Annotated in this window: 20 protein-coding genes and 2 tRNA genes; 15 read left to right on the top strand and 7 right to left on the bottom strand. The window is 67.7% G+C overall.

The genetic code is table 11. The features are described 5' to 3' along the window. The first annotated feature begins 39 nt into the window (after window positions 1-39). From serA to G6N57_RS25690, 3 genes are all read left to right on the top strand, one after another. Window positions 40-1,626, top strand: coding sequence for a phosphoglycerate dehydrogenase (gene serA, locus G6N57_RS25700; protein ID WP_077743875.1), 1,587 nt, complete (start codon window positions 40-42; stop codon window positions 1,624-1,626). After that, window positions 1,623-2,633, top strand: a complete 1,011-nt coding sequence (locus tag G6N57_RS25695; RefSeq protein ID WP_077743876.1) for a 3-isopropylmalate dehydrogenase — start codon at window positions 1,623-1,625, stop codon at window positions 2,631-2,633. Before serA ends, G6N57_RS25695 begins: the two co-directional genes overlap by 4 nt. A 118-nt stretch (window positions 2,634-2,751) precedes the next feature. Further along, on the top strand, window positions 2,752-3,357 hold the full coding sequence (locus G6N57_RS25690; protein WP_077743919.1) for a dihydrofolate reductase family protein: 606 nt from the start codon (window positions 2,752-2,754) through the stop codon (window positions 3,355-3,357). Window positions 3,358-3,359: 2 nt separating this feature from the next. Here the strand turns inward: G6N57_RS25690 and G6N57_RS25685 are convergent, their stop codons facing one another. After that, entirely contained in the window at window positions 3,360-4,559 is a 1,200-nt protein-coding gene (locus G6N57_RS25685) for an MFS transporter (RefSeq protein ID WP_077743877.1), read from the bottom strand. Between the two features lie 118 nt (window positions 4,560-4,677). Between G6N57_RS25685 and G6N57_RS25680 the strand changes: the two genes are divergently transcribed. From G6N57_RS25680 to G6N57_RS25660, 5 genes are all read left to right on the top strand, one after another. Continuing rightward, the gene (locus G6N57_RS25680; RefSeq protein WP_077743920.1) at window positions 4,678-5,823 is read left to right on the top strand and encodes an alpha/beta hydrolase family protein; all 1,146 of its coding nucleotides are present in this window, start codon (window positions 4,678-4,680) and stop codon (window positions 5,821-5,823) included. 60 nt (window positions 5,824-5,883) lie between these two features. Then, window positions 5,884-6,660 carry a fumarylacetoacetate hydrolase family protein gene (locus tag G6N57_RS25675; RefSeq protein ID WP_077743878.1) on the top strand — a complete coding sequence of 259 codons (777 nt, stop codon included), beginning with the start codon at window positions 5,884-5,886 and terminating at the stop codon, window positions 6,658-6,660. After that, a complete protein-coding gene (gene gltX, locus G6N57_RS25670) occupies window positions 6,660-8,120 on the top strand; it encodes a glutamate--tRNA ligase (RefSeq protein WP_077743921.1) in 1,461 nt (486 codons plus the stop codon). Before G6N57_RS25675 ends, gltX begins: the two co-directional genes overlap by 1 nt. A 142-nt stretch (window positions 8,121-8,262) precedes the next feature. After that, window positions 8,263-8,337, top strand: a tRNA-Gln gene (locus G6N57_RS25665). A gap of 68 nt (window positions 8,338-8,405) precedes the next feature. Then, a tRNA-Glu gene (locus G6N57_RS25660) sits at window positions 8,406-8,478 on the top strand. 173 nt (window positions 8,479-8,651) lie between these two features. Here G6N57_RS25660 and G6N57_RS25655 read toward each other — a convergent pair. Beyond that, window positions 8,652-9,353 carry an IclR family transcriptional regulator gene (locus G6N57_RS25655; protein ID WP_036439384.1) on the bottom strand — a complete coding sequence of 234 codons (702 nt, stop codon included), beginning with the start codon at window positions 9,351-9,353 and terminating at the stop codon, window positions 8,652-8,654. A gap of 118 nt (window positions 9,354-9,471) precedes the next feature. Between G6N57_RS25655 and leuC the strand changes: the two genes are divergently transcribed. From leuC to G6N57_RS25640, 3 genes are all read left to right on the top strand, one after another. Further along, window positions 9,472-10,926 (top strand): 3-isopropylmalate dehydratase large subunit, encoded by a 1,455-nt coding sequence (leuC, locus tag G6N57_RS25650; RefSeq protein ID WP_077738838.1) that lies wholly within the window; start codon window positions 9,472-9,474, stop codon window positions 10,924-10,926. A 22-nt stretch (window positions 10,927-10,948) separates the two neighbouring features. After that, window positions 10,949-11,542 (top strand): 3-isopropylmalate dehydratase small subunit, encoded by a 594-nt coding sequence (gene leuD / locus G6N57_RS25645; RefSeq protein WP_077738839.1) that lies wholly within the window; start codon window positions 10,949-10,951, stop codon window positions 11,540-11,542. A 215-nt stretch (window positions 11,543-11,757) separates the two neighbouring features. Next, window positions 11,758-12,414, top strand: coding sequence for an HU family DNA-binding protein (locus tag G6N57_RS25640; protein WP_077738840.1), 657 nt, complete (start codon window positions 11,758-11,760; stop codon window positions 12,412-12,414). 62 nt (window positions 12,415-12,476) lie between these two features. Here G6N57_RS25640 and mutT1 read toward each other — a convergent pair whose 3' ends face one another. Genes mutT1 through cofC form a run of 3 tightly spaced genes read right to left on the bottom strand, consistent with a single transcriptional unit; the run spans window position 12,477 to window position 16,356 of the window. Further along, window positions 12,477-13,415 carry an 8-oxo-(d)GTP phosphatase MutT1 gene (gene mutT1 / locus G6N57_RS25635; RefSeq protein ID WP_077738841.1) on the bottom strand — a complete coding sequence of 313 codons (939 nt, stop codon included), beginning with the start codon at window positions 13,413-13,415 and terminating at the stop codon, window positions 12,477-12,479. Window positions 13,416-13,457: 42 nt separating this feature from the next. Then, a complete protein-coding gene (locus G6N57_RS25630) occupies window positions 13,458-15,665 on the bottom strand; it encodes an RNA degradosome polyphosphate kinase (protein WP_077738842.1) in 2,208 nt (735 codons plus the stop codon). Window positions 15,666-15,687: 22 nt separating this feature from the next. Then, window positions 15,688-16,356, bottom strand: a complete 669-nt coding sequence (cofC, locus tag G6N57_RS25625) for a 2-phospho-L-lactate guanylyltransferase (protein WP_077738843.1) — start codon at window positions 16,354-16,356, stop codon at window positions 15,688-15,690. A 64-nt stretch (window positions 16,357-16,420) separates the two neighbouring features. On the opposite strand from cofC, the gene G6N57_RS25620 reads away from it, so the two are divergent. From G6N57_RS25620 to G6N57_RS25610, 3 genes are all read left to right on the top strand, one after another. Further along, window positions 16,421-17,419, top strand: coding sequence for an NAD(P)H-dependent glycerol-3-phosphate dehydrogenase (locus tag G6N57_RS25620; RefSeq protein ID WP_163646670.1), 999 nt, complete (start codon window positions 16,421-16,423; stop codon window positions 17,417-17,419). A gap of 29 nt (window positions 17,420-17,448) precedes the next feature. Beyond that, entirely contained in the window at window positions 17,449-18,555 is a 1,107-nt protein-coding gene (locus G6N57_RS25615) for a cystathionine gamma-lyase (protein ID WP_077738845.1), read from the top strand. A gap of 61 nt (window positions 18,556-18,616) precedes the next feature. Next, window positions 18,617-19,738, top strand: coding sequence for a D-alanine--D-alanine ligase family protein (locus G6N57_RS25610; RefSeq protein WP_077738846.1), 1,122 nt, complete (start codon window positions 18,617-18,619; stop codon window positions 19,736-19,738). A gap of 31 nt (window positions 19,739-19,769) precedes the next feature. Here G6N57_RS25610 and G6N57_RS25605 read toward each other — a convergent pair whose 3' ends face one another. Together G6N57_RS25605 and G6N57_RS25600 are read right to left on the bottom strand one after the other, a co-directional pair. Beyond that, entirely contained in the window at window positions 19,770-20,348 is a 579-nt protein-coding gene (locus G6N57_RS25605; RefSeq protein ID WP_077738847.1) for a DUF3515 domain-containing protein, read from the bottom strand. A 10-nt stretch (window positions 20,349-20,358) separates the two neighbouring features. Further along, on the bottom strand, window positions 20,359-20,601 hold the full coding sequence (locus tag G6N57_RS25600) for an Lrp/AsnC family transcriptional regulator (protein ID WP_036439365.1): 243 nt from the start codon (window positions 20,599-20,601) through the stop codon (window positions 20,359-20,361). A 106-nt stretch (window positions 20,602-20,707) separates the two neighbouring features. Here G6N57_RS25600 and G6N57_RS25595 point away from each other — a divergent pair, with 106 nt between their 5' ends. Next, entirely contained in the window at window positions 20,708-21,691 is a 984-nt protein-coding gene (locus tag G6N57_RS25595; RefSeq protein ID WP_077738848.1) for a thiamine-phosphate kinase, read from the top strand. The last annotated feature ends 16 nt before the right edge of the window (window positions 21,692-21,707 follow it).

Here is a 21,707-nt window from a genome sequence, read left to right as displayed (position 1 = left end):
GGTTCGGCTGTGGTAGGGCCCACACACTAGGCTGTCCGCGTGAGTCTTCCCGTTGTTTTGATTGCCGACAAGCTCGCGGAATCGACCGTCGCCGCCCTCGGTGACCAGGTAGAGGTCAGGTGGGTCGACGGTCCGGACCGCGAGAAGCTGCTCGCTGCCGTGCCCGAAGCCGATGCGCTCCTGGTGCGTTCCGCCACCACGGTGGACGCCGAGGTCATCGCCGCGGCCCCCAAACTCAAGATCGTCGCCCGCGCGGGCGTCGGCCTGGACAATGTCGACGTCGACGCCGCGACCGCCCGCGGAGTGCTCGTGGTCAACGCGCCGACCTCCAACATCCACAGCGCTGCCGAGCACGCCCTGGCCCTGCTGCTGGCCACCGCCCGGCAGATCCCCGCGGCCGACGCGACCCTGCGCGAGCACACCTGGAAGCGGTCGTCGTTCTCCGGCGTCGAGATCTTCGACAAGACCGTCGGCGTCGTCGGCCTTGGCCGCATCGGACAGCTGGTCGCCCAGCGTCTGGCCGCCTTCGGCGCGCACATCGTGGCCTACGACCCCTACGTCTCGCAGGCCCGCGCCGCCCAGCTCGGTATCGAGTTGCTGCCGCTGGACGAGCTGCTCGGCCGCGCCGACTTCATCTCGGTGCACCTGCCCAAGACCAAAGAGACCGCCGGTCTGCTCGGCAAGGAGAACCTGGCCAAGACCAAGCCGGGCGTCATCATCGTCAACGCCGCCCGCGGTGGCCTGATCGATGAGCAGGCCCTGGCCGACGCGATCACCAGCGGCCACGTGCGTGCCGCCGGTCTGGACGTCTTCTCGACCGAACCGTGCACCGACAGTCCGCTGTTCGAGCTGCCCCAGGTCGTCGTGACCCCGCACCTGGGTGCCTCGACCGCCGAGGCGCAGGACCGGGCCGGAACTGACGTGGCCGCCAGCGTGAAGCTCGCCCTGGCGGGTGAGTTCGTGCCGGACGCCGTCAACGTGGGCGGCGGAGCCGTCGGCGAAGAGGTGGCGCCCTGGCTGGACCTGGTGCGCAAGCTCGGTCTGCTGGCCGGTGCCCTGTCGGATGCGGCTCCGGTGTCGCTGACCGTGCAGGCACGTGGCGAGCTGGCGTCGGAAGATGTTGAGATCCTGCGGTTGTCGGCGCTGCGGGGGCTGTTCTCCGCCGTGGTCGACGAGCAGGTGACGTTCGTCAACGCGCCGACGTTGGCCGCCGACCGTGGCGTGGCCTCCGAGATCAGCACCGCCACCGAGAGTCCCAACCACCGCAGCGTGGTCGATGTGCGCGTCGTGCATGCCGACGGCAGCGCGCTGAACGTGGCAGGCACCTTGAGCGGCCCGCAGCTGGTGGAGAAGATCGTCCAGATCAACGGGCGCAACTTCGACCTGCGCGCCGAGGGGTACAACCTCATCGTCCACTACAACGATCAGCCGGGCGCCCTCGGCAAGATCGGCACCCTGCTGGGCGGGGCGAACGTCAACATCTTGGCCGCGCAGCTGAGCCAGGACGTCGACGGTGACAGCGCCATCGTGATGCTGCGGCTGGATACCGATGTGCCCGAGGACGTCCGCTCCGCGATCTCCGCCGCGGTTGACGCCACGACGCTGGAAGTGGTCGACCTGTCATGAAACTCGCTGTCATCGCCGGTGACGGCATCGGCCCGGAGGTCATCGCCGAGGCACTGAAGGTGCTCGACGCGGTCTTGCCCGGTGTCGACCGGACCGAATACGACCTGGGCGCGCGGCGTTACCACGCGACGGGGGAGACCCTGCCCGAGGGATTCGTCGACGAGCTCAAGGGCTACGACGCAATCCTGTTGGGCGCCATCGGTGATCCTTCGGTCCCGAGTGGTGTGCTCGAGCGTGGCCTGTTGCTCAACATGCGGTTCGCGTTGGACCACCACGTGAACCTGCGGCCGTCGAAGTTGTTCGCCGGGGTTTCCAGCCCGCTGGCCGGCAACCCGGAGATCGACTTCGTGGTGGTGCGCGAGGGCACCGAAGGTCCCTACACCGGCACCGGCGGCGCGATCCGCGTCGGCACCCCGCACGAGGTTGCCACCGAGGTGTCCACCAACACCCGGTTCGGGGTGGAGCGAGTGGTGCGTTACGCGTTCGAGAAAGCCCGGGCGCGGCGCAAGCACCTCACCCTGGTGCACAAGAACAACGTGCTGGCCTTCGCCGGATCGCTGTGGAAGCGCACCGTCGATGAGATCGGCGCGGACTACCCCGACGTCGAGACGGCTTACCAGCACATCGATGCCGCCACCATCCACATGGTCACCGACCCCGGCCGGTTCGACGTGATCGTCACCGACAACCTGTTCGGCGACATCATCACCGACCTGGCGGCCGCGGTCTCCGGCGGTATCGGCCTGGCCGCGAGCGGCAACATCGATGCGACGGGTACCAACCCGTCGATGTTCGAGCCCGTGCACGGCAGCGCACCCGACATCGCCGGGCAGGGGATCGCCGATCCCACCGCCGCGGTGATGAGCGTGGCGCTGCTGCTGACCCACCTCGGTGAAACCGAGGCGGCGGCGCGGGTCGACAAGGCCGTCGGCGAGCACCTGGCCACCCGCGGCGACGCGAAGCTCTCGACCAGCGAGGTCGGCGAGCGCATCCTGTCGCTGCTGTAGTTCTTCGCTTGTGGCATCGACTCTGCGTTGAGGGCGTGATTTTTCGCATTTTTGCGCCCTGGACGCAGAGTCGATCGCCGAGCGATGAGTTTGCGAACGCCCACTGGTCGGTATGGGCATGGGACTCATCGAAATCGAACTGTTCGCGACCCTCGACCTCGTCGCGCAGGCGCCGGGCGGCCCTGACGAGGACCCCGACGGGTTCTCGTTCGGCGGCTGGCAGGCCCCGCTGATCGACGAGGTCTCGGGCGCACAGGTCGGCGCTGCGTACGAGGGTGCCGACGCACTCCTGCTCGGCCGCCGGACGTACGACATCTTCGCCGCCTACTGGCCGCACCAGACCGATGAATTCGGCACGCTGTTCAACCGCATCCCGAAGTACGTCGCGTCCCGCGGCACGCCTGATCTCTCGTGGGCGGGTTCCGAACGGGTGGGCCCGGATCTTGTTGCCGCCGTGCGCGAGATCAGGGACCGGCATGAACATGTCAAGGTCGTCGGCAGCCTGAACCTGGTCCAGACGCTCCTGTACGAGAAGCTCTTTGATCGCATCGACCTGTGGGTGCACCCGATCATGCTGGGCGAGGGCAAGAAGGTGTTCGACGGCGGTTCGGTGCCCACCAATGTCACCCTGCTGCAACCACCGGTGGCCAGCCCGAACGGGATTGTCTACCTGCAGTACGGCCTTGCCGACGGCGTGCCAGGGACGGGGGACATGAGCGAGTGAGATCAGTGAGCTGATTGCTCTACGCGCACCGGATCGGCCGGCACCAGCGGCACCGCGATCAACGGCAACAACGCACAGACCGCGAACGCCACCGGGTAGCCCGCCACCCCGATCAGTGCACCGAACAACGGCGCGGAACTGGCGGTCGCGAGGTGCTGGCTGGTGTTCTGGGTGCCCAGGGCGCGCCCGCTCCAGAACGGGCCTGCGATCTCAGCGATCGCCGTGAACGCCAAACCGTTGTCCGACACCGTGATCACCGAGGCGATCACGATCAGGGCGACACTGATCGGCGAGTCCAGCCAGTCGGTCAGTGCCAGTAGCCCCATCGTCGCTGCGGCTGCCAAGGCGATCGTCCGGATCGGTCGCAGCCGCTGCCCGATGACATCGGACCAGCGGCCCGCAGCGATCCGCCCTGCCGCACCCAACAATTGAGCGACGGTCACCAGCGTGCCGGCCGATGCCGCGGACCAGCCCCGGTCGCTCATCAACCACACCAGCGTGAACGTCCACACCATGCCCTGAGGCACCACCAGCAGCACCGACACCGCGTGGATGCGCCACAACACGTTTGAGCCCCGGTACGGGTTGGCCAGGTGTTCGGCCGGAGCCTCGTGGCGCGGCGGCCGTGGCGGATCCAGCACTCCCACAGCGCAGATCACCGCCGACAGCACACACACGATCGCGGGGAACAGCAATGCGATTGCCACCCCGTGTGATTCGGCCAGACGCGGAATCACCAGCGCGCCCAAGCCGACACCCAGGGGCGTTGCCGTCTGCCGGATTCCCATTGCCAGGCCACGCTGTTCGGGTGGGAACCAACCGACCACGACCCGTCCGCTCGCCGAATTGCTACTGGCCGCGGCCATTCCGCCGAGGAGCAGAAAGATCCCGACCGCAGGCAGGGAATCGGCGGTCGCGGCCCCGAACGCCGCCGCGGCGGTCAGCGCGGAACCCACGGTGAGCACGATCCGTTCGCCGACCCGGTCGACGATGTACCCCCAGGCGATCAGCGTGAGTACCAGCCCGAAGCTCGGCATCGACGACAACAGGCCGGCCTTGGCCAGATCCAGGCCGCGCTCGGCGTGCAGGGTGGGGATGAGGAACGCCGCACCGTTGATGAAGACGTTGGCACATGTGGTCGCAGTCAGGGCGATCGCCAACATCGACCAACGGCGAAACGTGCTGATCGACGAAACCGGCATGCCTGCATCGTGTCACGGATGTCTCAAGATATTGAACTTCAATTCCAATATATGAGACAGCTGCGGGCTGTCCTAGGCTGTGATCGTGAAGTTGTGGTTTGCGACAACCGTTTTGCTGATGTGTGGACTCGTGGCGGCACCGACCGCGTCGGCGGCCGCGCCGAACTGGTCCGGCCTTGATGCTCGCGATTACACCGCGCCGATTCCGGTGCCGGGCACCCTGATCGAGACGGTCCCGCTGGATCCCGCGCTGTCGGTGCCGGGTGCGGCCGGTGCCTACCGCATCCTCTATTCGACTGTCGATCAACATGATGCGGCCGCGCTCAGCACCGCCGTGGTGTTCATCCCGCACGGCCAGGCCCCCGAGGGTGGCTGGCCGACCATCGCCTGGGCGCACGGCACCGTCGGGCTCGGTGACGACTGCGCACCGTCGGCGCAGCCCCGCAGCGCGCGGGATGCCGAGTATCTGACGCACTGGCTCGACCAGGGCTACGCCGTCGTCGGCTCCGACTACGCCGGGCTGGGCACGCCGGGACTGATGAGCTACCTCAACAGCGTGGCCACCGCCCACAGCGTCGTCGACTCGGTGATCGCGATGCACCACATGGATCTGCCGTTGTCGCCGAAGTGGGCCATCGTCGGCCAGTCCCAGGGCGGCGGGGCGGCGGTCAACAGCGCGCGCTGGGCCACCGAGTTCAGCCGGGGGACCGGTCGGGACTATCGCGGCGTGGTGGCCACCGGGACGCCCTTCAATGTCCAGAGCATCGTCGAACAGTCCGGGCCCGATATGTCGCTGCCGCCGAATCTGGGGCCCGCGGCCAACAGCTACACCGGCTACATCCTCGCCGGGTTGCGCGAGGCACGCCCCGACCTCGACGTCGACAGCGTGCTCACCCCGGTCGGGCTGGACGCGGTCGACAAGGCCGAGACGCTGTGCAAGCCGGCCCTCGATCAGCAGCTCGCCGGTCTGACGCCGACGGCGTACTTCCGCGCGCCGTTGGCCACCCGGCCCGGCCTCGCCGAAGCGCTCGACGCCTACATGGGAACGCCGACCAGCGGGTACGACCGGCCGATCTTCCTCGGCGTCGGGCTGCTGGACCGTGATGTGCCGCCGAACATGTCGCAGCAGCTCGCCGATCAGCTACGCGCCAACGGGCAGGACGTCACACTCAAGATCTATCCCGACGAGGATCACTCGGGCACCGTGCTGGCCTCGGTTCCGGACTCCACACCCTTCCTGGCCGCGGCGTTCGCCGGAGACTGACCGGACCGGACCGGAGGCGTCGACGCTGGTGACAAGACGCTGCGCACTACCCTGGTCAAAATGCGCTTAGGTCGAATCGCCAGTCCCGACGGCGTCGCTTTCGTCAGTGTCGAAGGCGACGGCCCCGATGCCGTCTGCAAAGAGATCGCCGAGCATCCGTTCGGCAACCCCAACTTCACCGGACGGAGCTGGCCGCTGGCCGACGTCCGTCTGCTGGCACCCATCCTGGCCAGCAAGGTCGTCTGCATGGGGAAGAACTACGAGGCCCACGCCGCGGAGATGGGCGCGGTAGCCCCGGAGGACCCGGTGATCTTCCTCAAACCCAATACCGCGATCATCGGCCCCAACGTGCCGATCCAGCTGCCGGCCGACGCCAATCCCGTGCACCACGAGGGCGAGCTTGCGATCGTCATCGGGCGGCCCTGCAAGGACGTGCCCGCCGCGCGCGCGGCCGAGAACATCCTGGGCTACACCATCGCCAACGACATCTCGGCGCGCGATCAGCAGGCCAAGGACGGCCAGTGGATGCGGGCCAAGGGCCATGACACCTTCTGCCCGGTGGGCCCGTGGATCGTCAACGACCTCGACCCCTCCGACCTGGAGATCCGCACCGAGGTGAACGGCGAAGTGCGACAGCTCAGCCGGACCTCGCTGATGATCCACGACATCGGGGCCATCGTCGAGTGGGTCTCGGCGGTGATGACGCTGCTGCCGGGCGACCTGATCCTCACCGGAACCCCCGAAGGCGTCGGCCCCATCGAAGACGGGGACACCGTGAGCGTCACCGTCGAGGGCATCGGCACCCTCACCAATCCCGTTGTGCGTAAAGGAAAATGATGACCGATTCAACTGTCAGGGTGAGGTTCTGCCCGTCGCCGACCGGAACCCCGCACGTCGGGTTGGTGCGGACCGCGCTGTTCAACTGGGCCTACGCCCGGCACACCGGGGGATCGTTCGTCTTCCGTATCGAGGACACCGACGCCGCGCGCGACAGCGACGAGAGCTACGCCGCGATCCTCGATGCCCTGCGGTGGCTGGGTCTGGACTGGGACGAAGGCCCTGAGGTCGGCGGCCCGTACGAGCCGTACCGGCAGTCGCAGCGCAGCGAGATCTACCGTGACGTGATCGCGCGGCTGCTCGAGGCCGGCGAGGTCTACGAGGCCTATTCGACGCCGGAGGAGGTCGAGGCGCGGCATGTGGCGGCCGGCCGGAACCCCAAACTCGGATACGACAACTACGACCGCGACCTGACCGACGAGCAGCGCAAGGCCTTTGCCGACGAAGGGCGTAAGCCCGTGTTGCGCTTGCGGATGCCCGACGAGGACCTCGGCTGGACCGATCTGGTGCGTGGGCCGGTGAGCTTCCCGGCCGGCTCGGTACCGGATTTCGCGATCACGCGTGCCAACGGAGATCCGTTGTACACCTTGGTCAATCCGGTCGACGACGCGCTGATGAAGATCACCCACGTGTTGCGCGGCGAGGACATCATGCCCTCGACGCCGCGGCAGATCGCCCTGTACCGGGCGCTGATGCGGATCGGCGTTGCCGAGCGCGTTCCTGAATTCGCTCATTTGCCAAGCGTTCTCGGCGAGGGCAACAAGAAGCTGTCCAAGCGCGATCCTCAGTCGAATCTGTTCCTGCACCGCGACCGCGGCTTCCTGCCCGAAGGACTGCTGAATTACCTGGCGCTGCTGGGCTGGGGCATCGCCGACGACCACGACGTGTTCAGCCTCGACGAGATGGTGGCCGCTTTCGATGTGGCCAACGTCAACTCCAACCCGGCTCGGTTCGACCAGAAGAAGGCCGACGCGATCAACGCCGAGCACATCCGGCTGCTGACGCCCGAGGATTTCACCGCCCGCCTGCGCGCCTATCTCGACGCCCACGGCCACGACACCGGTTTGGACGACGCCGCATTCGCCGAAGCCGCGGCGCTGATCCAGACCCGCATCGTCGTGCTCGGCGATGCGTGGGGACTGCTGAAGTTCTTCGACGACGGCTCCTACGAGATCGACGAGAAAGCCGCCGCCAAGGAACTGCGGGAAGAGGCCGCGCCGGTCCTGGATGCCGCTCTGAGCGCCTTGGAGGGCGTCGGGGAGTGGAACACCGCCAACATCGAGGCAGCGCTCAAGACGGCGCTCCTGGACGGTCTTGAGCTCAAGCCCCGTAAGGCGTTCGGACCCATCCGGGTCGCCGTCACGGGCGCGACGATCAGCCCGCCGCTGTTCGAGTCGATGGAACTGCTGGGCGCCGACCGCAGCCTGACGCGGTTGCGGGCGGCCAGGGCCGCACTGTGAAGGGCCGGGCCTGACGGGCCTTGGTAAAGACCACCGAAAATCTTTGGTAGTCTGCTCGTCGGCCCGGAAAGCGAAGCGGGGAAGCCCCCGCCGAGCCGATCGGATCGAAAATTGCCCGTGACCTGCGGTGATGGGCAATTAATGGGGTATGGTGTAATTGGCAACACAGCTGATTCTGGTTCAGCCATTCTAGGTTCGAGTCCTGGTACCCCAGCCATCCGGAGCGGTTCAGCCGGATTAGGTGAGTACGACCGCCTAAGCTATGCTGACCATCCGGAAGTTCTAGCCCCCGTCGTCTAGCGGCCTAGGACGCCGCCCTCTCACGGCGGTAGCGTGGGTTCGAATCCCATCGGGGGTACAGAGGTAAAAGCGCCCAGTTCTTACGAACTGGGCGCTTTTGCGTTGTCCGGGATGTGCCCCGCAAGCGGGTCCGGCGCCGGGTGTCGAACGTCACGTCGGCGTGGTCCTATCGGCTGACGACCCCGATGCCCGCGCCACGCCCGGCCCATCGGCCGCGCGTTGAGATTCGTCTCACAGTCGGCGGGTGAGCGCTTCGGCGGCGGCGAGCAGATCGGCGGCCCAGCGGGCCCCGGGCCGCCGGCCCATGCGGTCGATCGGCCCGGAGACCGAGACCGCGGCGATCACGGCGCCCCGGCCGTCGCGCACCGGGGCCGAGACACTGGCCACGCCGGGCTCACGCTCGGCGGCGCTCTGCGCCCACCCGCGCTTGCGGACCTCGGCCAGCGTGCGATCGGTGAACTTGGCGGCAGGCAGCACGGCCTGCTGGGTGGCCGGGTCGGCATAGGCCAGTAGCACTTTGGCTCCCGAGCCGGCCGTCATCGGCAGGTGGGTGCCCACCGGAACGGTGTCGCGCAGCCCGGCCGGAGGTTCCAATGCCACGACGCACACCCTCGACTGGCCCTCGCGCCGGTACAGCTGCACGCTCTCGCCCGTGATCTCGCGCAGGCGGGGCAGGACCGCGGCCCCGGCCGCCAGCAGCGGATCGTTGACGTGGGAGGCCAATTCGGTCAACGCCGGGCCAAGACGCCAGCGTCCGTCGCCATCGCGGGCAAGCAGCCGGTGGGTTTCCAGGCCGGCGGCCAGCCGGTGGGCGGTCGCCCGGGGCAGTCCGGTCCGCTCGCAGAGTTCGGCCAGCCCACAAGGTGACTCGGCCACGGTGTGCAGCACACCCACGGCTTTGTCGAGAACGCCGATGCCGCTATCATTTCTCACAGAGAGATACTAGCGTCTCGCATTGTGAGATGACAGGTGAGATGGCGACAGTAACTCCCAGCCCTGGCGGACTCTTGATGCAAGCCCGCGTTGCCGTTAATCGAATCGAGAAGTAGCGATGGACCAATCGACACAGACATCCGTGAAGCCGCGCACCCTGGCCGAAAAAGTTTGGGACGACCACGTCGTGGCGCGCGGTGAGGGAGAGGGCGCGGCCAGAGAGCCCGACCTGATCTACATCGACCTGCATCTCGTGCACGAGGTCACCAGTCCGCAGGCGTTCGACGGCCTGCGGTTGGCGGGGCGTCCGGTGCGCCGGCCCGACCTGACGATCGCCACCGAGGACCACAACGTGCCCACGGTCGACATCGACAAGCCGATCGCCGATCCGGTTTCGCGCACCCAGGTCGAGACGTTGCGGCGCAACTGTGAGGAATTCGGCATCCGGCTGCACCCGATGGGCGACGCCGAACAGGGCATCGTGCACATCATCGGACCGCAGCTGGGGCTGACCCAGCCGGGCATGACGGTCGTATGCGGTGACAGCCACACCTCCACCCACGGCGCATTCGGGGCCATCGCGATGGGTATCGGCACTTCCGAGGTCGAACACGTGATGGCCACGCAGACACTGCCGCTCAAGCCGTTCAAGACCATGGCGGTCAACGTCGACGGCGTCCTGCCGCCCGGGGTGAGCGCCAAGGACATCATCCTGGCCGTCATTGCCAAGATCGGTACCGGCGGCGGGCAGGGACACGTCATCGAATACCGGGGCAGTGCCATCGAGGCGCTGTCCATGGAAGGCCGGATGACGATCTGCAACATGAGCATCGAGGCCGGCGCACGCGCAGGCATGGTCGCTCCCGACGAGACCACCTTTGAATTCCTCAAGGGTCGCCCGCACGCACCCAAGGGTGCCGAATGGGACGCCGCCGTCGCCGCCTGGAGCCAGTTGCGTACCGATGAGGGCGCCGAATTCGACACCGAGGTCTACCTGGACGCCGCCACGTTGAGCCCGTTCGTGACGTGGGGGACCAACCCGGGGCAGGGCGTCCCGCTGTCCGCTTCGGTCCCCGATCCGGAGTTGATGGGCGACGACGCCGACCGTCAGGCGGCGGAGAAGGCTTTGGCCTACATGGATCTTCGACCCGGGATGGCCATGCGGGACATCGCCGTGGACACCGTGTTCGTCGGGTCCTGCACCAACGGCCGGATCGAGGACCTGCGGGTGGTCGCCGACGTGCTGCGCGATCGCAAGGTGGCCGACGGGGTGCGGATGTTGGTCGTGCCGGGCTCGATGCGGGTCCGGGCCCAGGCCGAATCGGAAGGTCTCGACCAGATTTTCACCGCCGCGGGCGCCGAATGGCGTCAGGCCGGCTGCTCGATGTGTCTGGGCATGAACCCCGATCAACTGTCACCGGGGCAGCGCTGCGCCTCGACGTCCAACCGGAATTTCGAAGGCCGACAGGGCAAGGGCGGCCGCACCCACCTGGTGTCGCCGGCCGTCGCGGCAGCGACCGCCGTGCGCGGAAAACTGGCGTCCCCTGCAGATCTGCCGGCCGCGACCCGCTAAGCAAACCAAAAGGAGAAGCGTGATGGAGGCTTTTAGCACTCACACCGGCATCGGCGTGCCGCTGCGACGGTCGAATGTCGACACCGACCAGATCATCCCCGCCGTCTATTTGAAGCGGGTCACCCGAACGGGTTTCGAGGACGGATTGTTCGCCGCCTGGCGCTCGGATCCGTCGTTCATTCTGAATCTGCCGCCATTCGACAAAGGCTCGGTGTTGGTCGCGGGACCCGATTTCGGTACCGGATCTTCGCGCGAACATGCCGTCTGGGCACTCATGGACTATGGCTTCCGGGTGGTTATCTCATCCCGTTTCGCCGATATTTTCCGCGGCAACGCCGGCAAGGCCGGGCTATTGGCGGCGGAAGTCGCCCAAGACGATGTCGAGCTCTTATGGAAGCTGATCGAGCAGAATCCTGGGCTGGAAATCACTGTGAATCTTCAAGATCGAAATATCGTCGCGGGAACGGTTGTGGTGCCGTTCAGAATTGACGACTACACGGCCTGGCGGCTGCTCGAGGGACTCGACGATATAGGCCTTACGCTGCGGAAACTCTCTTCGATCGAGGACTACGAGAAGCGCCGGCCGGCCTGGAAGCCGCACACTCTGCCGGCCTGATCGAGGGCCTGGTACGGGTGCTTCGGCGCCCGAATTCGCCGCCTGCCAAACCGGTTCTGGACCCAACCTGGCGGAGTCCAAGTGGGGCAAGCGGATTGCCAGATTGTTCGCTAGCTACGCCTGAAATTGCGCGTGGCTCTTGGAAATCAGTGGTCACAGGGTTTACCGTGTCCTCTAGTCGGTCCAAGGAGGACCACTGGTTTCGGAGGTTTTGGATGAACAAAGCGGAGCTCATCGACGTACTCACAACCAAACTGGGCACCGATCGTCGGCAGGCTACCGCCGCGGTGGAGAACGTTGTGGACACCATCGTCCGCGCGGTGCACAAGGGTGACAGTGTCACGATCACCGGTTTCGGTGTCTTCGAGCAGCGCCGTCGCGCTGCCCGTGTGGCGCGCAACCCGCGTACCGGCGAGACGGTGAAGGTCAAGCCCACCTCGGTGCCGGCTTTCCGTCCGGGCGCTCAGTTCAAGGCGGTTGTCTCTGGGGCGCAGCGTCTCCCGTCTGACGGCCCCGCCGTCAAGCGCGGCGTGACCGCAGGCCCGGCCAAGCGCACTGCTGCCAAGAAGACCGTCGCCAAGAAGGCGCCGGCCAAGAAGGCACCGGCCAAGAAGGCCGCGACCAAGGCACCGGCCAAGAAGGCCGCGACCAAGGCTCCTGCCAAGAAGGCCGCGACCAAGGCTCCCGCCAAGAAGGCCGCGACCAAGGCACCGGCCAAGAAGGCCGCGACCAAGGCACCGGCCAAGAAGGCCGCGACCAAGGCTCCCGCCAAGAAGGCCGCGACCAAGGCACCTGCCAAGAAGGCCGCGACCAAGGCTCCCGCCAAGAAGGTGGCTGCCAAGAAGGCGCCGGCCAAGAAGGGCCGCAAGTAATTACGGTAAAGGCACGTCGTGAGCGGTAGGTGAGCTCACGACGTGTCTTTTCTCGTGTGGATCTAGCCGCGGGCGGGCAGGGGACTGCCCAGGTGGTCCGCGGCGACCAGCTGGCCGTCCGCAATCGACATCACCCAGGTGCTGCCCTTGCGGTTTCCTGTGGTCTGCGGGCGGACCTGTGAGCGGGCGCACCACCACGAGATGAGATCGGGAATCACCTTGCCCTGTGTGCAGATCACCGGGGTACCGGCCCGGGTCGCGAGATCGAGCACCCGGTTGCGGCCGGCCTTGTGGTCGGAGTTGTATGCCTCTTCGGTCAGCGCCGGCTCATTGTGAATGTCCACCCCGAGTTCCTGGGCCAGGGGCTCCAGGGTCTGGTGGCAGCGCAGCCGATCGGCGGCGTAAAGCGTTGTGGCACCGAATGCCAGTAGTTGGGCGACCAACGCTTCGGCCTGCGCCCGCCCCTTCTTGTCGAGCGGACGCTTACGGTCGTCGCCCTTGAAACGGGATCGCCGACCAGCCGTACCGTGCCGGACGATGAGCACCGTCTTGGTGTCCGGTGGCTGTTTTGCAAAGCGGCGCAACATTTTTCGATCATGCGGGTAGATCAGTTGGTCCATCGCCGAAGTCACCGGCAGCCAGATGAGCTTGTCCACCTCGTCGTTGGGGGTGAAGTCGCCGCCCGTCGCGCGGGCGGCCCAATACCAAACCCGTTTGGTTCCCTGGGGAATGTCATACGAGATCGAGCCGAGCCGGCGCCCGAGCAGCGCGGTGTAGCCGGTCTCCTCGTGGACCTCGCGGACCGCGGCCACCGGATCGGTCTCCTCGAACTCGACCTTGCCCTTGGGCAGGGACCAATCGTCGTAGCGTGGACGGTGGATCACGGCCACCTCGGTCACGGGCGCGCCTGCGGCATCCTCACCGCCGCGCCACAACACGGCGCCCGCTGCGGGCACGAGCTTGGTGCCCGGCTTCGCCGCTGTCGTGCTGTCGTTCGACACCTCAACTCCTGCAGGTCATTCACCGGCCAGGGCCAGGTGGGATCAGGGGTGCCGGTGACGTTCCATCAGCGACACCTGGTGGTCGCGCACGGTCTGCCCCTCCTGGGGTAGCGCCGTCCAGTGACCGTCGTGCCGTAACTCCCAGCACCGGGTGGCCGGATCCATCGCGGACTCGAATACCTCGTTGAGTCGGGCGGTCAGCCTCGGATCCTTGACCTGGGCCATCACTTCGACACGTCGATCGAGATTACGATGCATCATGTCGGCGCTGCCGATCCAGAACTCATTGATGGCGCGGAAGTGAATAATCCGCGAGTGTTCGAGGAAGCGCCCGAGGATCGAGCGCACCCTGATGTTGTCCGAGTAGCCGGGCACGCCCGGGCGAAGGGCGCAGATGCCCCGCACCACGATCTCGACCGGGACACCGGCCTGTGAGGCCCGGTACAGCGCATCGATCACCTGCTCGTCGACGAGTGCGTTGGCCTTCAACCGGATCCCGGTCGTGGCGCCCTCGTGATGGGCGGCGATCTCGCGGTCGATGCGCTCGATGATGCCCTTGCGCACACCGCGCGGAGCCACCAGCAGGTTGCGGTAACTGTCCTTGCGCGAGTAGCCGGTCAGTGAATTGAACAGATCGGTGAGGTCGGCGCCGATGTCGGGATCGGCGGTGAGCAACCCCACGTCTTCATACAGCCGCGCGGTTTTCGGGTTGTAGTTGCCGGTGCCGATGTGGCAGTAACGCCGGATGGTCGACCCCTCACGCCGCACCACGAGGCAGGTCTTGCAGTGGGTCTTGAGGCCGATGAGCCCGTAGACCACGTGTACCCCGGCTTGTTCGAGTGCCCTGGCCCATTTGATGTTGGCCTGTTCGTCGAAGCGCGCCTTGATCTCGACGAGCGCGACCACCTGCTTGCCGGCCTCGGCCGCGTCGATGAGTGCGTTGATGATCGGCGAATCGCCCGAGGTGCGGTACAGCGTCTGTTTGATCGCCAGCACGTTGGGGTCGGCGGCGGCCTGCTCGATGAAGCGTTGCACCGTGGTGGAGAACGAGTCATAGGGGTGATGCACCAGCACGTCCCCGTCGCGCAGGGTGGAGAAAATGCTCTTCGGCGTCTCGCGTTCGCCGAAAGCCGGTGGGGTGGCGGGCACGAACGGCCGGTCTTTGAGTGCGGGCCGGTCCACGTCGTAGATCTGCCACAGCGCCGACAGGTCCAGCAGGCCGGGCACCTCGATGACGTCGCCCGGCGCCACATCCAGTTCCCGCAACAGCAGTTCGAGCATGCTCTCGGTCATGTCGTCGGACACTTCCAACCGCACCGGCGAGCCGAATCTGCGGCGCGCCAGTTCGCGTTCGAGAGCTTGCAGCAGATCCTCGTCGCGATCCTCTTCGACCTCGAAGTCGGCGTTGCGGGTGATCCGGAATGCGTGGTGCTCGACGATCTCCAGCCCCGGGAACAACACCGGCAGGAACGCCGCGATGAGTTCCTCCATCGGCAGGAACCGCACCACGGTCGACCCGTCGGCCGGAGCGCTCAGCTGAACGAAGCGCCCGACGTTGTCGGGCACCTTGATCCTGGCGAAGTGCTGCCCGCCGTCCTCGGGATGCTTGACCGTGATCGCCAGGTTCAGACTCAGCCCGCTGACGAACGGGAACGGATGGGCCGGGTCCACCGCGAGCGGGGTGAGGACCGGGAACACCTGCTCGTGGAAGTAGGTGGAGAGCTTGGCGCGTTCGGCTTCGTCGAGCTGGGCCCAGTTGACGATGACGATGCCCTCTTCGGCCAGCGCCGGGCGCACCGAGCTGAGGAACACGTTGGCGTGCCGGTTGGCGATCTGCTGGGTGCGTTCGTTGATGCGGCGCAGCTGTTCGCGCGGGGACAGGCCGTCGGCCGAGCGCACCGAAAGTCCCATCTCGTCGCGGCGTTTGAGCCCTGCCACCCGGACCATGTAGAACTCGTCGAGGTTGGACGCGAAGATCGCCAGGAACTTTGCCCGCTCGAGCAACGGCAGTGACGGGTCGGCGGCCAGGGCCAGCACCCGGGCATTGAAGTCCAGCCAGCTCAGCTCGCGGTTGAGGTAGCGATCCTCAGGCAGCGCGTTGTCCACGGCCGGCGAGGTCGCCGCCGGTGGCGCCTCGGGCGTCGCTGACTCGATGGAGGGCCCCGATGCGGTTGAAGTGGTGTCCCGTTGGGAGTTGTTCGCCCGGGTACCTGGCTCGGCTTCGGTGGCTTCGCTCATCTGTCCGATCATTCCCTATGCCAGGGGTGCGGGGCTACCTACTGGCGTGCTTGCCGAGGGTGCGCGTGGTGGCGGCTCCGACCCCGAGACGTCGAGCCGCCTGAAGATCGTCGGGTGTGTCGATGTCGCAGCGCAGACCGGGCCACGCGCCGGTTAGTTCGATCGCACCGGAGTGTCGATGGCGCGCAGCTGAATCGGATCCGAAGTGCGGAGCGAGCGCAGTGCCGAACGCGAACAGCGCGGAGGTTCCCGTGCCGTGCCGGTCTCCGACGAAACTGCGTTGATAGCCGCGGGCCAGGGTCAGGGCCTCGGCCAACTCCTGGGGTTGCAGGGCAGGCAGATCCCCTTGGAGAACAACGATATTCGGTGCGGTGCTGCGCAGCTCGGCCTCGGCCGCGGTGATGGCGTTGTTGAGTGGGTCACGATGGCCTGCCGGGGTCGGGTCCATCAACACCCCTGCGCCGAGTTGTCTGGCGGCGTCGGCCGCGGTGTCGTCGGGCGTGACGACTGTCACCGGGGCGATGGAGGATGCGGCGGTGATGGTGTCGACGAGCATCGCCAGCACCACCGCCTCGCGGGTAGGCGCGGAGAAGATGGGCGCCAGCCGGGTTTTGGCGGCCGACAGCCGTTTCACCGCGATCACCAGGGTCACGTCAGCGGCCTGCGTTGCTGCTGCGGCGTTGTCGCTTCGGGAGCCGCTCATGGGTTCATCCTGCCAGCCCTGCCGGCGGAGGCGGGTGGCGCAGCCGCCGGGTTAGGGTGAGCGGGTGGTAGAGGCTGCGGTGATGGGTGCCGGTGCGTGGGGGACGGCGCTGGCCAAGGTGCTGGCGGACGCAGGGAATCCGGTGACGATGTGGGCCCGGCGCTCCGAGGTCGCCGACGAGATCAACACCGCTCATACCAACAGTCGCTACCTCGGAGACGTCGTCCTGCCTCCGACGATCCGCGCCACCACGGACCCGGCCGAGGCGCTGGCCGGCGCCTGCACGGTGCTGCTCGGTGTTCCGGCGCAGCAGCTGCGGGCGAACCTGGAGGGCTGGAAGCACCTGATCGGCGACGACGTGACGCTGGTCAGCCTGGCCAAGGGAATCGAGCTCGGGTCGCTGATGCGGATGAGCCAGGTCATCATCCAGGTGACCGGCGCCGATCCGTCCCGGGTCGCGGTGGTGACCGGGCCGAACCTGGCCAGCGAGATCGCCGACGAGCAGCCCGCGGCCACCGTCGTCGCATGCAGCGACTCCGGACGCGCGGTCGCGCTGCAGCGTGCGCTGGCCACCGGATACTTCCGGCCCTACACCAATGCCGACGTGGTGGGCGCCGAGGTGGGCGGGGCCTGCAAGAACGTCATCGCGCTCGCCTGCGGCATGGCGGTCGGAGTGGGGCTGGGAGAGAACACCGTGGCCGCCATCATCACCCGCGGGCTCGCCGAGGTGATGCGGTTGGGGATCGCGCTGGGTGCCACCCCCGCCACGTTGGCCGGGCTGGCCGGCGTCGGAGACCTCGTGGCCACGTGTACCTCCCGGCATTCCCGCAACCGCACCTTCGGCGAGCGGCTGGGCAAGGGCGGCACCATGGAATCGGCATTGACCGCAGCGGGTGGGCACGTGGCCGAAGGAGTGGCCTCGTGTGAATCGGTGTTGGCGCTGGCATCCAGTTACGGTGTCGAGATGCCGCTGACCGACGCCGTTCATCGGGTGTGTCACAAGGGATTGTCGGTTCACGAGGCAGTCGCAGGACTGCTCGGACGCAGCACCAAACCGGAGTAGCGCCCTCCGGATGTGAGGAGGTAGCACCAATGGACGGCTTGTACGGGGATTCCACCCGGAGCGTGAAAGCTGTTGGTGTGGAATCGGTTCCGGGTCAGCCGGTGGCGCCGATCCCGGTGCCTGCGTCGGCGTATCACCTCTCTCCCGACGAGGCCGAGCCGATGGACACCTACGGCCGCAGCTCCAACCCGTCGTGGCGGCAACTCGAATCGGCACTCGCGGAGCTGGAGGGGGCCGCCACCGCGCTCACGTTCGGGTCCGGCATGGCCGCGATCACCTCGGCCCTGCGGGTGCTCGCCAAACCGGGAACCACGCTGGTGGTCCCGGCGGACGGCTACTATCAGGTCCGCAGATATGCCGCTGAATATCTTGCGCCGCAGGGGATCACGGTGATCGAGGCGACTGTGGCAGAGATCTGCGAGGCAGCCACTCGCGCTGACGTGGTCCTCGCCGAGACCCCGGCCAATCCGGGCCTGGACGTGGTCGACCTGCACCGGCTGGCGATGACCTGCCGCGGCCGCGGAGCCACTCTCGTCGTCGACAACACCACCGCGACACCACTGGGCCAGCAACCGCTTTCGCTCGGCGCGGACCTCGTGGTGGCCAGCGCCACGAAATCACTGTCAGGACACAGCGATCTGGTGGCCGGTTACGTCGCGGGCAGTCAGCCCGAGCTGATGGCCGCCGTGGAGCGGGACCGGCTGCTGGCCGGCCCGATCCTGGGTGCCTTCGAGGCCTGGTTGGTGTTGCGCAGTCTCGGCAGTGCCGGGTTGCGCTTCGAACGACAGTGTCAGAACGCGGCCGCGCTGGCGTTGATGCTGCGCAACCATCCGGCAGTGCGCTCGGTGCGCTATCCGGGGCTGCCCACGGACCCGGCACACGAGCTGGCGGCGACCCAGATGAAGCGGTTCGGCGGATTGGTGTCGATCGAGCTGGCCGATGAGGCCGCGGTGCATGCCCTGGTGCAACGCAGCGCCCTGCTCATCGCGTCGACCAGCTTCGGCGGAATTCACACCTCGGTCGACCGCAGGGCCCGCTGGGGTGACCCGGTGCCCGCCGGGTTCGCCCGCATATCGGCGGGGATCGAGGACACCGAAGACCTGATCGCCGACGTGGAGCAGGCGCTGGCCGGGTGAAAGCCCAGGTCGGGATGCGCCGACAGGCAGCCGCGGCCCGGGACGGTAGCCTCTCTAGGTTGTGACAGGCCGCAACCAGACCGGATCCCGTACCCGAGTCGCCGTCGTCTACGGCGGACGTAGCTCGGAGCACGCGATCTCGTGCGTGTCAGCAGGCAGCATCCTGCGCAATCTCGACCCGGAGCGGTTCGAGGTGGTCGCCGTCGGGATCACCCCCGACGGCTCGTGGATGCTGACCGACGGACGCCCCGAGACCCTCGCGATCACGGATGGTGAGCTGCCCGAGGTCACCGAGACGTCCGGTACCGAACTGGCACTGCCTGCCGCGCCGAACCGCAGCGGGCAGCTGCTGGCGTTGAGCAACGGACCCGGTGAGCTGCTGGCCGCCGTCGACGTGGTCTTCCCGGTGCTGCACGGCCCGTACGGCGAGGACGGCACCATCCAGGGCCTGCTGGAGCTGGCCGGGATTCCCTACGTGGGCTCCGGTGTGCTGTCCAGCGCGGCCGGGATGGACAAGGAGTTCACCAAGAAGCTTCTGGTCGCCGAGGGCCTGCCGATCGGCGACTTCGTGGTGCTGCGTCCCAACGCTCCCACCCTCGATCTGGAGCAGCGCGAACGCCTCGGCCTGCCGGTGTTCGTCAAGCCCGCCCGGGGTGGCTCCTCGATCGGCGTCAGCCGGGTCGCGGCGTGGGACGAACTGCCCGCCGCGATCGAACTCGCGCGCCGTCACGACCCGAAGGTGATCGTCGAGGCTGCGGTGCCGGGACGCGAACTGGAGTGCGGTGTGCTCGAGTTCCCCAACGGCAGCATCGAAGCCAGCACGGTGGGCGAGATCCGGGTGGCCGGGGTGCGCGGACGCGAGGACGGCTTCTACGACTTCGCCACCAAATATCTTGTCGACGCCGCCGAATTGGATGTGCCCGCGAAGGTCGACGATGACGTTTCCGAGGAGGTCCGCCGGCTGGCCGTGCGCGCCTTCAACGCGATCGACTGCCAGGGACTGGCTCGCGTCGACTTCTTCCTCACCGATGACGGACCGGTGATCAACGAGATCAACACCATGCCGGGGTTCACCACCATCTCGATGTTCCCGCGGATGTGGGCGGCCAGCGGCGTCGACTACCCGACCCTGCTGACCGCGATGGTCGAGACCGCGCTCGCACGGGGCACCGGCCTGCGCTGAGGCTTCTGCGCGCGCGAGGAGCGCTACTGCCTCAGCGTGCCTGACCGGGTGCCGGCTCCTGGGCCGGCATCGTGCGGGCGATCTGACCGGAGATCTGCTGGATCGGGGTCGGCCCTGAGCCGGCCGGCAGCGTCAACGCCACGTACACCGGGCGGTCCACCGCGTACCACGTGCTGCGGCCCTGATCGTCGGCGTCATTCCCGCTGCTCGGCACGCCGGTGTCACTCACCCGGAACCACTGGACCTCGTCGACCACCTGCAGTGGCGTGCCCACGACGAAATCCGTGGGGCGTTCCAGCCCACACCGCAGCACGACCGGCTCGGTGTCCGGCTCGGCGCGCCACGCCGCGGTGGCCGGCGGCGTCGGATCGACGGTCGGCGCGCGGCGGAAATCACCGAGCTGCTCGGGCAGCCCGTTGAGCAGGTCGTGGCACTGCTGGCTGTCGGCCTGGGGCGCCGGAATCGACGGGATCGCGACCGGTTGCTGCACCGGGGACTGCTGCCGTGACGCGGCGATACCGAGGACGGTGATCAGCACCGAGACCGCGACGACGACCGCCGCGATGAGCAAGGCGCGGGGCGGTCCGTCGGCGGTGTGCGAGTCGGTCACACCACCAACTCTATGGCCGGCCGGTGTTGGCGATCGGGCAGGTCAAGGTCCGGGTGATTCCGGGGACCTGCTGCACTGCGGGCACCACATCTGACTGCAGCGCCGCCAAGGTATCGGCGCTGATGCGCAACACCACGTCATAGGGGCCGGTGACGTATTCCGCGGACACCACGCCCGGCAGGCCTGCGAGTTGTTTGGCGACGACTTCGGCGCGGCCCACCTCGGTCTGGATCAGCACGTAAGCCTCCACCACCGGCGGTCTCCTCCATCTCGCTGCATAAACTGCTGGCCGCAGGCACCAAACGTACCGCAGGTCGGGTCCGGGTTCAGGACGCGGCAGCCGACCGGCAGGAGGCCAGATGACCGGCGAGACCAACGTCACCGATTCCGGTGACGACAACGGCGACACCCTGGCCGGAGCCGGGGAATTCGTCGTCATCGATCGCCTGGTGTCCGGGCGCACGCAAGCCGACGCGGTGACCCTGGGCCCCGGGGACGACGCGGCCGTGGTGACGGTGGCCGACGGCCGCGCTGTGGTCTCCACCGACATGTTGGTCCAGGACCGCCACTTCCGGCTGGATTGGTCGACGCCGCACGACATCGGGCGCAAGGCGATCGCCCAGAACGCCGCCGACATCGAAGCGATGGGCGGTCGCAGCACCGTCTTCGTGGTGGCCTTCGGCGCGCCGTCGGACACCCCGGTCGCGGCCGCGGCGGAACTGGCCGACGGTCTGTGGGACGAGGCGGGCCTGCTGGGCGCCAGCATCGCCGGGGGAGACCTGGTGAGTGCTCCGCAGTGGGTGATATCCGTCACGGTGCTCGGGGATCTCGGCGGCCGGGAACCGGTATGCCGCAGCGGCGCCCGGGTCGGCGACACCGTGGCGGTGGCGGGCGAGCTGGGTCGCTCTGCGGCCGGGTATGCACTCCTGCACCGTGGCGTCGAAGGGTTCACCGAACTGCGGCAGCGACACCTGACCCCGCAGCCGCCCTACGGGCAGGGGGTCCTGGCGGCCGACGCCGGCGCCACCTCGATGACCGATGTGTCCGACGGCCTGCTCGCCGATCTGGGCCACATCGCGTCGGCCTCCGAGGTGGGCATCGACCTGGAGCGCGACCTCCTGGACGGCGATCGGCGCGAGGTCGCCGAGGCCGCCGCGGCAGTGGGTGCCGACCCGTGGGCGTGGGTGCTCGGCGGAGGTGAGGACCACGCATTGGCCGCGACCTTCCCTGGCGCTGTTCCGCCCGGCTGGCGGGCCATCGGCAGGGTGGTCGGCGGTCCGGCCACGGTCCTCGTCGACGGCGCGCCGTGGGCGGGTAATGCGGGATGGCAATCGTTTGGCTAGCGGTTCACGCTAGGTT

The organism is Mycolicibacterium boenickei, from assembly GCF_010731295.1.
GTDB lineage: Bacteria > Actinomycetota > Actinomycetes > Mycobacteriales > Mycobacteriaceae > Mycobacterium > Mycobacterium boenickei.
This window is presented reverse-complemented; position numbering and strand designations above follow the sequence as displayed.